Genomic DNA, 14,071 nt, shown 5'->3' with positions numbered 1-14,071 from the left:
CATAGCACATAGCACATAGCACATAGCACATAGCACATAGCACATAGCACAATAATTATATGCTAGATTTAATATGGTCATTAATAAGCTTATATGCATATTCTACAGTCATTTTTCCCCGGAAGTAATTAAGCTCATTCTCTTTCATCTTAGAGCAAAGCGTTGGATTATTATACATCTTGAGCAGATTAGATTTAAAAGCATCTATATCACCACTTATAGACCATAATCCGGTCTGAGTTTCGTCAAGGAATTCACCGTAACCTTTCTCACTATCAATTGCAGCTAGCACTGGTACCTGCAAATTAAAGTATGATGCAGTTTTGCTAGGAAAGTTAGGAGAACCGTGAATATCATTGAGTATGATAAGACCTGCATCACAAGAGGATAGTAATTGCAAATATTCTAGCTTTGGCATATAGTCAAGAAAAAGGAAATTCTTAAGTCCCTTGTTGTGTACCATATTCTTTATTTGATCTAATTTTGCACCCTTGCCAAGTAACAAGAATATAATCATTTCATTGTTTTTAACCGCTTCAGCCAGGTTAACCATGTATTCAATTTTTTGAGCCTGGCCTACAGAACCACCGTAAATGGCCACAAACTTACCCTCAAGACCAAGTTTCTTACGAGATTCATCATTTTTTACCATTTCAAAAGATTTTTGCCAGAACTGACAAACTCGGAAACGGCTCTCAGGAAGCCATGGATAGAAATTGCATATATACTTAACTGTATGTTTAAGTGGTACACATATATAGTTCGATAATTTGAGCATTCGTCTTTCGCAGTAACGATAATAAAGGCCAATAGGGCTATTTTTGCCAAAATAACCATATGCCACAGCATCTTGCCAAGTAAAATCTGTATGAATCAAGTAGAACGGACATATGAAGTGCTTTTTCAGATTTCCAATAATTAATCCAATTTCTGGCGGTAGTGAGTGAGATATAATTAAATCAATTTTCTGATTTCTTAGTTTTTTTTTTGTATAATATACTTGTTTAATGGAATATTCAATATATCCCAGTGCCTTTTTGAAATTGTTACTTACGCCTGTGAAATCTTGCGAATGAATGCGAATAACGGGTATCCCATTTTCTTCAACCAATTCGGTTTTAGATGTATTTTGACCCTTTGCAGAAACAAAAACATTATGTCCTTGATGTTTGAATTCGTGTATTAATGATGAGAATAGCGATTTGTCATCTGAAAGATTTGGAAGAGAACAGAATAAAAATAGGATGTTCATTGTCATTTATTATAAAAAATTTATAACCTTCACAAATTCATAACAAATTCATGAGGCACGCCGTAATATAATTTGATAGATACTTATACTGCTTTTTATTAAATAGTTGACGAAGTTGCATGTATAACCTTTAAACCAATATCATGTGTCAAATAACGTCAAAATCCATAAGTTGAAAGAAAATGTTCTCTTTTGTGAGTTCCGGCAACTCTCCACTTGTTAAATCTAGAAAGATAAGATGGAAAGGAGATCGCTTTATAAATTTGGGTAATGATATATAGAAACCTTTTTTATAATTTGCACCTAATCCAATATATAAATTAAAAGGCCTAATCCATCGGTATCTTGATTTAACAACATAAGTTTTTACCTCTGAAATTACATCACTTGGGATATAAGCCATGATAGCTTTAATACCTAAGATACTACGAAACTTCCAAAAGTTTAATTTTGTGTATATAGTATTACTATTGACAAAATAATTACAAGATCTTGTCAATCTCCATTTTAAGCTTTCGTAATTCCAAGATAATGAATTTTTTTTGTTAATTTGGTTGTAAATTTTATTACCAAAACCAATCTTTACATCCAATGGCCCAATGTATTTAAAATTAAAATATTTCATGTAACCAGGAAAGCTATTTGCATTAGCTACACCAATAATAAATTCATATTTTTGTTCTATTGCATAATTAAAGGTTTCATTTGCTAAAGATTTAAATAATCCTTTGCCTCTGTGATCTGGATGAGTCACAGTTGCAATGTCCAGTAAACCATTAACAATACGTCCATCAAAATTCATTTTTACTGGAATGCATGCATAATGAGCTATCATTTTATCCTCATAAAAAGCATTAAACGATATAACAGATCCCATTGGATTATGATTATACCAATGATTAAAGTTTTTTTCAGTAAAAATTCTGTTAGGATAGACAGCATTTTGAAGGTTGATTAATTGTTTTAACATCTGATTACCTTCAAAATTTGTTTTTTCAATTTTATAATCCATATTGTGTAGATTAAATTATGATTTAAGTTTCGCAAGCTTCTAACTTGCCGTTTTTAGTTTGTAATAATCGATAAAGTGAGCCAATTCATCCGATCTATTAATTACTGCATCGAAGATATCTTGATCTTCAATGGTGAATATTTCTGCTATAATTGTTACCAGTTCCAGGATGATTCCCCAAATCCGATCTGTAACGGAAAGCTCAATTGTTTTGCGTTGCATATCCCTAAAGATACCTCCTATTGTTTCGTAACTAGAAAACCTCTTGGCCAAAGAAAGTATGTTATATTGGAGAGCAATTATCAATCCGTTCCAAGGTCCTCTTTTGTTTCTCTTTACAAAAAAGTGACGGACTTTTGTGTCGGCAAATATAACGTCCGCACTCAAGTAACAACCAAGCCTACGACTATATCGGCGCTCTCACTTGGCTTCAAGTAACTTGATAAGAGCAGGAGCAGTCAACTCTTTTTTGTCAAAGCCGTATTTGGTCTTGCCCTTTTCTCTAATTTTTATCATGCCCAAATAATGACATTTGATGTGTCTGGAACGGATGAAACGAACGACTTCGGAACAGGTGAACCAACTGTCTGCCAGTACGTAATCAAAACGTACCCCTTTCCTTATGGCTCGGGTTATCATCACAATCATCATATGGATCTTACTTTGTTTATACTCAGACATTCTCGCTTCTACAGGAGATTCTTCATCCCTTTTCTTGACAAAGCGGGCGGCAAGGTCTTTTCTGACATATTTATTCCATTTAGCATTTCCATGATGGTAAGAAGTGCGTTGTTTGAATCATTCTTTTTGAAGAATATGCTGATTTCTGATAAAATCGTGCTATTTTTGAGTATTGGCATAGGGCTTATAGTATTTTTTGTTTTAGCACTTAAATATACTAATAATCTGTGTATTACAGATACTCCCTATGCCTTTTTTTATGCAAAAATTTTACTTGATTTTTTACTTGCGAAACTAAATTATGATTAAATAAGTGAGATGTATTCACTCCAAACTACTCTTTTAATATAATCTGTATAACTCAAAATAATCCTGACAACCTTATCACTAACATTTGGCATGCTGTAGTCTGCAACCGGTCTAAAATTACGGTCAGAGCCAATTGTCTGGTATTGCAACTGCACAAGCCCTTGCATCACTCGTTCAGGGTTTAGCCCAACCATCATAACTGAGGCTTCTTCCATGGCTTCGGGGCGTTCATGGGCTTCGCGGATGTTCAATGCCCTAAAATTCAATATTGATGACTCTTCGGAGATGGTGCCACTATCAGACAATACTGCAAATGATTTCATTTGAAGTTTGTTGTAGTCGCTAAGCCCCATTGGCTTCATCAACTGTACATTCTTATGGAAAGTAACCCCTTTGGCCTCAATCATCTTTCGGGTGCGGGGATGTGTAGATATAATTACAGGGTAGTCATATTTGGAAGAGATATCGTTCAGGATTTGGACCAGGTTATTGAAGTTCCTTTCGGAATTAATGTTCTCCTCCCGGTGAGCAGATACAACAAAGTATTTTCCTTCCTCTAAATTCAATTTCTCTATTATTGCAGAGCTCTCAATTTTTGGCAGGTATTGCATCAAAACTTCATACATTGGGCTACCCGTCTTAATTATCCTGTCCGGACGCAACCCTTCGGCAAGCAGATATTCACGGGCAATATCGCTATAGGTAAGGTTGATGTCGGCAGTGTGGTCGACTATCTTACGGTTGCTCTCTTCGGGAACACGTTGGTCAAAACAACGGTTTCCGGCTTCCATATGGAAGATGGGAATATGTCTTTTCTTTGCTGCAATGGCACACAGGCATGAGTTGGTATCGCCCAGCACAAGGAATGCATCGGGCTTAACCTGCTCCAATACCGGGTCGACATTAATCAGGATTTGTCCTGCTGTTTCGGTAGCATTTTTACCTGCTGCATTCAAAAAGTAATCTGGTTTTCTAAGACCCAAATCTTCGAAGAAGACCTCATTGAGTTCGTAATCGTAATTTTGCCCTGTATGTACCAGGGTATGTTGTATTGCTTCGCTTTTATCCAGTTTTTGCAGCACACAAGCAAGCCTGATTATCTCGGGTCTTGTGCCTACAACTGTCATTACCTTTAGTTTTTTCATCTATACCTCCTCAAAAAATGTATCCCCATCCTCGGGATTGTACCATTCGTTAATCCAAAATTGTGTATAAAGTTCTTCTTTACCGATATTGGTGATGTTGTGGGTATACCATACAGGCATGTCCACATATGACGGTTCGTTCCCATCCAGGCAGAAGTCCATTACCTCATCGCTCCCAATCTTGCGAAGCTGTATTTTGGCTTTCCCCCTTATAACTGTAAACCGCTCAATCTTGCGGGTATGGTAGTGGTTGCCACGTGTAATTCCCGGCAGGGTAGTGGAGAAGGATACCTGGCCACCAACTCCAAGTTTGATGGTCTCAACAAACATCCCACGGTTGTCGGAATGTTTAACCAGCTTGACAGGGAATTTGTTTTTATAATCAAGATAAGACCTGAATGTATTGAAAAGGTTAACCTCATTAATGTCGGCCAAGTTTGGAATGAAACCATTGTGTGCATACAATGAATTAAACTGCTCAAAAAGACAGAGTATGCTGCTCACCTTGCGTTCAAAATCAAATGGTACGTTAACCCTTGACACTCCCTTGTTTTCAAATTGACCTATTATAAACTTGCAGAGTGAGCCCACATAGATTAGTTTCACACTGCTATCGGTAATAATTTGAGGCTGCTCGCCATTGACCAGCTTATGAGCAAATGTGGCAATAAAAGTGTTGTAGTTTGGCCTGGAAAACTCACCATAAACATTGGGTACCACCAATCCGGTGAAAGATGCATTATGTCTTGAAGCCCATTGCTCCAATAGTTCACGACCATCTTTCTTTGACTGCCCATAAAGGTTGTCCAACTCTTCCTGGGTAGATGAGGAGAACAACACATGCGGAGTAACCCCCTCGCTTTCCATAGCATCAATCAACTGCTTTACCAACCCGATATTGGTGTCATAAATCACCTGAGGGTCGGGGTGGCGGTTCATAGCAGCCAGGTGGACAATAACATCACATTGCTTAACAAAGCTCTTTAGCAAAGCAGAGTCACGAAAAAAGCGGTCCTCAAATGGTATCCGCTTGTATTTATCCGGGGCCAGCCCAAGGTGGTTGTAAAGATGAGTCCCGACAAACCCTGCCTGCCCTGTAATTCCTACCCTAATCATAATTTCAAATCTTCACGTATGAACTCAAGTTTGAGCAACAATTGTGTCATCTCCTCAACATTCAGTTGCTTTGTGTTGTGGGAGTGGTAATCTTCGACCTTAGAAATATCCTCTTCGCCCTCAACAAAAAACTTGTCGTAGTTCAGATCCCTGCTGTCTGCAGGAATCCTGTAGTAGTCTCCCATATCCTGGGCTTTGAACATCTCTTCACGGGTAACCAAGGTTTCGTATAGCTTTTCACCATGGCGTGTTCCAATAACCCTGACTTCATTATTAGATTTATAAAGACCTTTTAACGCATCAGCTAATACTGTTAATGTTGCAGCAGGAGCTTTTTGCACAAAAAGATCACCGTTTTTACCATGCTCAAATGCATAAAGCACCAAATCCACAGCATCGTCAAGAGTCATCATGTACCTAGTCATCTTAGGGTCGGTTATTGTAATTGGTTTGCCCGCTTTTAACTGCTCCACCCACAAAGGAATCACCGACCCACGACTAGCCATCACATTGCCATAACGGGTACAACAAATAGTAGTAGATGCATCAACACCCAAAGAACGCCCTTTGGCAATAGCAACTTTTTCCATCATAGCCTTACTGATTCCCATAGCGTTGATAGGGTAGGCCGCCTTATCGGTACTAAGCACCACAACATTCTTAACACCATGTTCAATTGCCGAATCCAATACATTTTCAGTCCCTATCACATTGGTCCTAACCGCCTGCATAGGGAAAAACTCACAAGAAGGAACCTGTTTCAAGGCAGCAGCATGAAACACATAATCCACTCCCCGCATAGCTCCATCCACCGAACGTTTATTCCGTACATCACCAATATAAAACTTGACTTTTGGATTCTGTATGGAGTGACGCATATCGTCCTGCTTTTTTTCGTCACGGGAAAAAATGCGAATTTCTTTGAAACGATCATCATTAATGAAGCGTTTGAGAACTGCGTTACCGAAAGAGCCGGTGCCACCAGTTATTAGTAGGGTTTTCTTAGAAAATTGTATCATATTTTATTTGAGGATAATCCTATTTAAATCTTCTAGAGTTATTTTTTCTTTTTGAAATATATGAATGTTTTTCTTCAAACTTATCTCTGGTAGATCCCACCACCTAATTTCTAAAAGCTTATTAATAATTTCCTTGGAAAATCTATACTTGATAATATTGGCTGGTACTCCCGCAACGACAGCATAATCTGGAACATCTTTTGTAACAATAGCACCAGTACCAATAATTGCGCCATTACCCACCTTAATGTTACTAAGAATTGTTGCATTTTTTCCAATCCAAACATCATTTCCAATTTCTACAATTTTTGGTTTATAATTAAGAGTATCTTTTTCAATCCATGAAAAAGAAGTGCCATTATGTTTTTCAGTAAATATTGGAGAAGTTGAAATGTTTTCAATTGTATGAGTAGCCAAACCAATACTGCAATTTTGAGCGATAGAACAAAACTTTCCAATATTGACTAAGACTAATTCAGTATTTGGACCAATATATGAATAATCTAATATATTAGATGAATAAACTTTAGAAAATCTATTAACCTTTGATTTTCTTGAAATGTTTGAATCAAAGGTGACTTGTGCTAACAATGAAACCCTCTTGTAGAAAAGATATTTTAATAAACCTAAAATGTATTTCTTCATATATTATATTTTTTGTTCAATTGCGTATCTAATACCTTTAACCATATCTTCAGGTTTTCTATTTTTCCAATAGTGATTATAAGCATTTAGTCCAAATTGAATATATTTTGGCTTGTCTATTGAAATATCTAATATGATGTTTTTGAATTCACTTATGTCATCTAAAGTTAATCCATTAACATGATTGTCTATATTAAATGCTTCTCCACCCGTAATAGCATTCTTCATTGTAATATATGGTACTCCATAACCCATACTTTCAAGGACAGAAAGTCCGGCTTGTAATGGAGAAATTGATGCTATAGATTTTGAAAATATTTCAGCTTTAGTTTTCTCATCATAAATTGGACCTAAAAGATGGATTTTATCTAATAAATTATTCTGCTTGATCCACTCAAATATATTGTTATATTCATTTCCTCCACCGACAATATTTAATTCTGGAATAGCAATATTTTCTTTATATGCAGCTAAATATGAATCCAATAATATATTTAACCCTTTCTCTAAATATAAAGAACCGATAAATAGAATTGCATTTTTTATTTCTGGATTGATATTTTGTTTTAAGACTTTTACTGTATTATCGGCTACAAACATCTTTTCTTTAGGATATCCTCTTTTATGATGCATTTCGATTGGATTATTTGAATAAAAAATCAATCCATCTGCTTTGTGATCAAAAAAATCATTAAATGCAAAATACAAACGTCCGGCTTCTCCATAATTTCTAGTATAAGAAGCAGGTGCTCCAATAGTCCAAAATATAAGCTTAAATTTCCTATTCTTCTTTAATACTAATGACGAATAGCTTAACCATGTAGATTGACCATAAGCTATAACAATATCATAATTATCGCAAAATTTTGATATATTAGTTTTATGAAAGACAAACTTCCAAATTTTAATTATTGGAATAAACTTTGTCTTAAAATTACATTGAGAAATGATTTTTTCATTTGAATTATATGAATAAACAACAGTCAAATCATATTCTTCAGCTAAAAGATTGAAAATTGGAATTCTATAATGAAATAACTTATTGTATAAAATTAATAACTTCTTTTTTTTATGAATTTTTGATTCTATTTCCATATTTCCATATTTCAATCAATTTTCTAACTATTCTATTTTAAGTTGCACCATCCTACTCATAGGAAGCTTACAAAATGATTACAGCAAATATCCAACAGCGTATTATTTTGAACTTGTTCTTCTAAGTACATTACAAAAATTTAAAATATATCAATTTTACAGTTTGAGTAAGGGTTTAAAAGGTAGTCAGATACAAGGTCAAGTCCATATTTAAACAAGTTCACTGCACGCCGTTTGTGGTTTTAACATTCTTATCTTTCTAATATGTTCTTTCCTGTAAATACCAATACAATAACTCATAGAATAAAGTCATAAGTTTTCCTTAAAAATACTGATTTTTAGGGCCTTTTGCAAATACAATTGCCTTAATAACAATATATTAGACGAAATTATTGTAAAAAATGTCATATATTAAACTTGTACTTGATGATTTTTAGTAATACTATGAGTTTGGATATTTTTTTGCTGTTATTACAACCGATTTACCAAAAAAACTTGAAAGGTTATATAGAAACTCTTGTTTTCTATGAGATAAATGATTTGGGTAGCTTCAAACCTTACGTTGATTTCCTAAAGTGATTTTCCTCTCCTATAATGCCTCAATATAATGCCTCAATGGCTATCAAAGCCTTGAAACTTGAGCTAAATTTGCGTCGGTTCCTCTTTTTTCCATGGGTTAATTTGTGTTTTTTTTCAATTAAGTACATGGTCCAATTTTTTTAGGGTATTATAAACAACTCCAAAACTATGGAGTAGAGTATTCCTTTATCAGTCTTTTTCAATCTATTTCAATCTATTTCAATATAGTTTTTTTGTTGGTCTCTTAACTGAATATAGAAATATAAAAACTAGCAAAGCATTTAACAGTTGATTATAATAGAAAGCACTTGAAAACAAATTGAGAACAATCTGTTGAATTAATAATAGTGAAACCCAAAAAATAGGATCATTATATTTTATAGCCAAATAGCTTTTTTTAAGAGAATTCCACAAAAAATAAATCATCGATAATCCTCCTAAAATACCCAAACCCATAAAAGCATCTAAAATGATATTATGTGAATATGTAAAACCACCATAATTATCAAATAGAGCAAATTGCTCGCCAAGAATAGGACTTTTCGTAAATAAATTAATAGCTCTCTCATAAAGAAGATCACGTCCACTTGAATCTTGTTCATATATTCCAAGTCTTAATCTAGACTCCATCACAGGTGATATATTACCCATGAAATTAAGAATTGGCTTAATGAAAACAACCAATAATGTTGTTGCTATTGCAATAAACACTGTACCAAACAATATATTTCTACCTCTAGCGAATAACCAAAAAAGGACAATAACAGTTAGTGCCATAACAGGGCTTCTACTTCCGGCCCTCACAATTACAAAGAAAGATAATAAAATTACAGCTAAATAGATGAATTTTCTAATTAGAGATACACCTGCTTTCGATAGCAAGAACATAGACAATATTACGCCTGTTGTACCCAAATGGCCAAATGCTATTGAATCAAAGGCTAAATTAGCTTCTGCTCTACCTGTAACTTCAGCAGAATCTAATAAGAGCGATGTATTGGTGAACAGAGAAAGAAATAGCGTAAGAACAGTTCCAAAATAAACCCATTTCAACGCTTTCTCAAGATCTATCATCTTAATGCTCTTCATTACAGAAAACATTGCTGGTAGACATATGCCAAACACATACAGCCACAGTTGTCTTGTATCGTTCAAGTGAACATCAGTACGAATATTTGTGTCATAAAAAATCCTTATTATCAGAGCAATCCAAAATATCCATAGCACTTTCAATGCAACGGGAGTCTTACCTATTTTTCGTTTGATGTTAAGAAAAATAACTACAAGTGATATAAGTAATGCAAATCCTCTATATGGGACCGTTACTGAACGAGAAATCCCTTCAATACTTGATGATATTGGTAATAATAAACTAGTGGCAAGTTGATAGCCTACAAATAGCAAAATAAAATTCAGAGTTGAAAAAAAAACATTGAGCTTCGTATAGTTATATTTCCCCATTATCTTAAATTCAGGATTATGTTTTGCTAAACTGACGGATGTTTTTATATATAATAGCCATTACACAAAGAAAAAAGATGCTAGCAACTAGTTGAGAATAAGCAAGAGAAATTGCACCTCCAAGAGTTTTTGAGTATGTTAGCAATATGTAACCTAGTGCTATCATACCAAAGTCCCTAAAAAATCTGATATAAAACATCAACCAACTTTTTCCTTTTGAGAGATATGCTTGAGAGTAAACGTTACTTAAGCTGATAAACATTGTAGAAAAAACGGATACTTGTAGTACTTTTCTCAAATCAATAAACGAATTTCCATATATGTGAATTATAAAGTTGCTGAAAAAATATATAACAAGAACAGGAATAAAAGTTGCTATAAAATTAATTAGTAAAGCGTTTTTCAGTATTCTGTTATGTGTTATATCATTATTTGAATTCGAAGATAAATGTGATAATAGGACATTTCTTAACACTCCTGGAATAAAAAGAATAAGTGCATTCCATTGCATTGCTGCTGAAAACAGACCAAGTTCACCATAGTTTGTGATCTTAATAAGCATTAAGTGTAATATCCAACTCATCACTGAATAAGTGATTTCTTGTAACGCAATTGGAGCTGAAAATGATATGATATCTTTTAATATTGGGATATTATTTGTTAAAGCTTTTGATTTCGGCTTTAATTTTAATACTACCTGATAATTAAGAATTAAATTAATTATCTGTGCAATCAAAAGGGCAAATAATGCACCTAATAGACCCCATTCATATGTGAATAATATACTTAAAGTAAAGGTTAATACACCAACTATACCTTCGATATAAGCCATTTTCTTAAATTGGCCAAAACCAGCCATTACACCAATTTGAGTGGTTGTAAGTGATCTAATTACAACCCAAACTGAAACCACTCTGATTGATTTGTACAGGTGTGGTGCATCAAGGATTTGTTCTGATAATGTTTTTGCGAAAATAAAAAGAGATAAAGCTACTAGTCCGCTGACAGTTAAAGATATAAATTTCGAATATCTAATTATTAAGTCTAAAAACTCTGGTCTGGTTTCTTTATATTCTGCAACATATTTTGTTGAAGTATATCCTAATCCAAATGTTGAAAAAATGGATAATGATATTATTGTATTTTTAATGATGCCATATTCTCCATATATATCTTTGCCAAGATAACGGGCAACAAATATACCAGCTATTAAAGATAGTCCACTACCAAGAGTATTACCAGTCAATGCCCAAAAGGAATCTCGTATAAAAAGACTCCTAAAAATTCGTTCTTTCAGAGCATAAATGTGGAAAATAATCTTGGATAACACTTTATTAATCAATATTGATTAAGTTTTGTAATTTATATTATGTAAAAACCTATTTTCTTACCCCGCAAAAGTCGTATTCTTCTTTTTCGGGTGTATTTGGGTAGTGAATGAATTCCTTATGCCTTACCAGCCAGGCTACGATGTCGGCTTTTTGGTAGGCTTCTTTGTGGTCTGTTATGTTGAAACTTTTGTGGGTTTTGATGTTTGGTTCTACCACAAGTACCTGGGCGCGGGCTTCGCTGATTATGCGGCTGGTGATGTATTTGGCGGGTGATTCGCGGAGGTCGTCAATGTCGGGTTTGAATGCTAGTCCCATGCAGGCGACTACGGGTTCTCGGTTGTATTTTGCTTCGAATTGATTGCAGGCCTCTATCACTTTGTTGGCGCACCAGTCGGCTTTGTAATCGTTGGTTTCACGGGCGCGTTTTATGATTTGGGCTTGTTCGGGAAAGTCGCTTACTATGAACCATGGGTCTACTGCTATGCAGTGGCCGCCTACTCCGCTGCCGGGTTGCAGTATGTTTACCCTTGGGTGTTTATTTGCAAGTTCTATCAGTTCCCATACATTTATGCCGGCTTTATCGCAAATTATTGAGAGTTCGTTGGCAAATGCTATTTGTGCATCGCGGGAGCTGTTTTCGGTGAGTTTGCACATTTCGGCCGTGCGTGCATTGGTTATATGGAGGTTGCCTTTTACAAAGTGTTTGTAAAACTCTGTGGCTTTTTGGGATGATTCTTGGTTGATGCCTCCTATAACCCGGTCGTTATGCTCCAGTTCGTAAATCACATTACCTGGGAGGACCCGTTCGGGGCAGTAGGCGATGTATATTTTGTCTTTAAGTTCCGGGCGGGTTTTGAAGATGAGCTCGGCCATCTTTTCGGTGGTCATTACGGGAGAGGTGCTTTCTATGATGAATAGGTTGCCGGGTTTGAGGTAGGGGATTACTGCCCTGGTTGCACTCTCTACATAGGAGATGTCTGCCCTGTGGTTTTGTTTGAACGGGGTGGGTACCACGATGAGAAAAACATCTGCCTCTTTTGGTGTGGTTTGGGCTTTCATCTTTCCCTTGAGAACGACATCCTTTACAACATCGCCTAAACCTGGTTCAATAATATGTATCTCTCCACGGTTTATTGTATCTACAACCTCTGGATTTATATCAACTCCTGTGACATCTATTCCGCTTTTTGCGGCGACTGCTGCTGTGGGAAGGCCTATATAGCCCAACCCCATAAAAAGTGCCCTCATATATGTTTAAAATTTAATTAACTCCTCTGCGATTCTTATGCAGGCTAATCCATCACCGTAAGGATTATTTGCCTTACTCATTTTATTGTAATAATCTGTTTCTGTTAGTAGCTTGTTTGTCTCTACAATAATCAGATCTCTGTTTGTGCCAACAAGTTTTACCGTACCTGCTGATAGTGCCTCAGGTCTCTCGGTTGTATCTCTCATCACAAGGACAGGTTTTCCCAGTCCGGGTGCCTCCTCCTGAATTCCACCACTGTCTGTAAGAACAATGGTGCAGATGTTCATTAGATAGACAAATGGTAAATAGTCAAGCGGTTCAATGAATATCGTATTACTAGCTTGCTCTTTTATCTCTCCGAAGACCTCTTTGATTGCTCTTCTAACATTTGGGTTGAGGTGCATAGGGTAAAGAAAATCGGTATCAGGGTGTGTTTCAGCAAGCTCTTTTATTGCAGAGCATATATTAATAAAGCCGTCACCAAAATTCTCCCTTCTATGGCCGGTAATAAGTACCATTTTTCGGGAACCACTAATCCATGATGATATTTTATCTTTATTAATTCCCGCTTTTATTAAAATGTTTTGTATCTCCTCAGTGATACCTTTTGTATCTTTTATTTGATTAACCACCATGTGGAGAGCATCAATAACAGTATTCCCTGTTACAAATATTGAGCTCTCAGAAGTGTTCTCCTTTAGAAGATTTTCTCTGCTAAGTGGAGTAGGAGCAAAGTGAAGTGTAGATATCCTGCCTGTAATTCTGCGGTTCATCTCCTCAGGCCAGGGACTATATATATTATCTGTCCTTAATCCGGCCTCAATGTGTCCTACAGGAATCTGGGCATAAAAGGCTGCAAGTGCCGCTGCTGTTGAGGTGCCGGTATCTCCGTGCACAAGAACGATATCAGGTTTTGACTCTTTAAGCACATCCCTCATCCCAAGCAATACATTTGATGTTACATCGTAGAGATCCTGACCCGGTTTCATTATATTTAGGTCATAATCAGGAACTATTTTAAACAGATTTAATACCTGATCAAGCATCTCTCTGTGCTGGGCTGTTACTGCTACAATTGTTTGAAATTTATCAGAACGGCGCTGCAGCTCCTTAACAAGCGGAGCCATTTTAATTGCCTCAGGACGGGTCCCAAAGACGAGCATAACTTTTTTCAATA

General features: G+C 35.7%; 12 protein-coding genes. 1 reads left to right on the top strand and 11 read right to left on the bottom strand.

Annotated features, from left to right (window positions below):
* Window positions 1-55: 55 nt before the first annotated feature.
* The gene (locus tag U5907_03770) at window positions 56-1,252 is read right to left on the bottom strand and encodes a glycosyltransferase family 4 protein (GenBank protein ID WRQ33768.1); all 1,197 of its coding nucleotides are present in this window, start codon (window positions 1,250-1,252) and stop codon (window positions 56-58) included.
* A 148-nt stretch (window positions 1,253-1,400) separates the two neighbouring features.
* The gene (locus tag U5907_03765; GenBank protein ID WRQ33767.1) at window positions 1,401-2,264 is read right to left on the bottom strand and encodes a GNAT family N-acetyltransferase; all 864 of its coding nucleotides are present in this window, start codon (window positions 2,262-2,264) and stop codon (window positions 1,401-1,403) included.
* 525 nt (window positions 2,265-2,789) lie between these two features.
* On the opposite strand from U5907_03765, the gene U5907_03760 reads away from it, so the two are divergent.
* On the top strand, window positions 2,790-3,254 hold the full coding sequence (locus U5907_03760) for a hypothetical protein (protein ID WRQ33766.1): 465 nt from the start codon (window positions 2,790-2,792) through the stop codon (window positions 3,252-3,254).
* On the opposite strand, the gene wecB (U5907_03755) is transcribed toward U5907_03760, so the two are convergent.
* From wecB (U5907_03755) to wecB (U5907_03715), 9 genes are all read right to left on the bottom strand, one after another.
* On the bottom strand, window positions 3,251-4,399 hold the full coding sequence (gene wecB, locus U5907_03755; protein WRQ33765.1) for a UDP-N-acetylglucosamine 2-epimerase (non-hydrolyzing): 1,149 nt from the start codon (window positions 4,397-4,399) through the stop codon (window positions 3,251-3,253). The two genes, U5907_03760 and wecB (U5907_03755), sit on opposite strands and share 4 nt — an antisense overlap.
* A complete protein-coding gene (locus tag U5907_03750; protein WRQ33764.1) occupies window positions 4,400-5,515 on the bottom strand; it encodes an NAD-dependent epimerase/dehydratase family protein in 1,116 nt (371 codons plus the stop codon). It lies immediately after the preceding gene.
* Entirely contained in the window at window positions 5,512-6,534 is a 1,023-nt protein-coding gene (locus U5907_03745; protein WRQ33763.1) for a polysaccharide biosynthesis protein, read from the bottom strand. The genes U5907_03750 and U5907_03745 overlap by 4 nt, the downstream gene beginning before the upstream one ends.
* 3 nt (window positions 6,535-6,537) lie before the next feature.
* Window positions 6,538-7,179: a CatB-related O-acetyltransferase gene (locus U5907_03740; protein ID WRQ33762.1), complete on the bottom strand. Its 642-nt coding sequence runs from the start codon at window positions 7,177-7,179 to the stop codon at window positions 6,538-6,540.
* 3 nt (window positions 7,180-7,182) lie between these two features.
* Window positions 7,183-8,274 carry a glycosyltransferase gene (locus tag U5907_03735; GenBank protein WRQ33761.1) on the bottom strand — a complete coding sequence of 364 codons (1,092 nt, stop codon included), beginning with the start codon at window positions 8,272-8,274 and terminating at the stop codon, window positions 7,183-7,185.
* Window positions 8,275-9,072: 798 nt separating this feature from the next.
* Window positions 9,073-10,314: an O-antigen ligase family protein gene (locus U5907_03730; GenBank protein ID WRQ33760.1), complete on the bottom strand. Its 1,242-nt coding sequence runs from the start codon at window positions 10,312-10,314 to the stop codon at window positions 9,073-9,075.
* Window positions 10,315-10,330: 16 nt separating this feature from the next.
* Window positions 10,331-11,656, bottom strand: a complete 1,326-nt coding sequence (locus U5907_03725; GenBank protein ID WRQ33759.1) for an oligosaccharide flippase family protein — start codon at window positions 11,654-11,656, stop codon at window positions 10,331-10,333.
* A gap of 37 nt (window positions 11,657-11,693) precedes the next feature.
* A complete protein-coding gene (gene wecC, locus U5907_03720; GenBank protein ID WRQ33758.1) occupies window positions 11,694-12,893 on the bottom strand; it encodes a UDP-N-acetyl-D-mannosamine dehydrogenase in 1,200 nt (399 codons plus the stop codon).
* 6 nt (window positions 12,894-12,899) lie between these two features.
* On the bottom strand, window positions 12,900-14,069 hold the full coding sequence (gene wecB / locus U5907_03715) for a UDP-N-acetylglucosamine 2-epimerase (non-hydrolyzing) (GenBank protein ID WRQ33757.1): 1,170 nt from the start codon (window positions 14,067-14,069) through the stop codon (window positions 12,900-12,902).
* Window positions 14,070-14,071: the final 2 nt, after the last annotated feature.

It is taken from the genome of Bacteroidales bacterium MB20-C3-3 (assembly GCA_035609245.1).
Lineage (GTDB): Bacteria > Bacteroidota > Bacteroidia > Bacteroidales > UBA932 > Bact-08.
The sequence above is the reverse complement of the archived record's forward strand: the minus strand, read 5'-3'. Positions and strand labels throughout refer to the sequence as shown.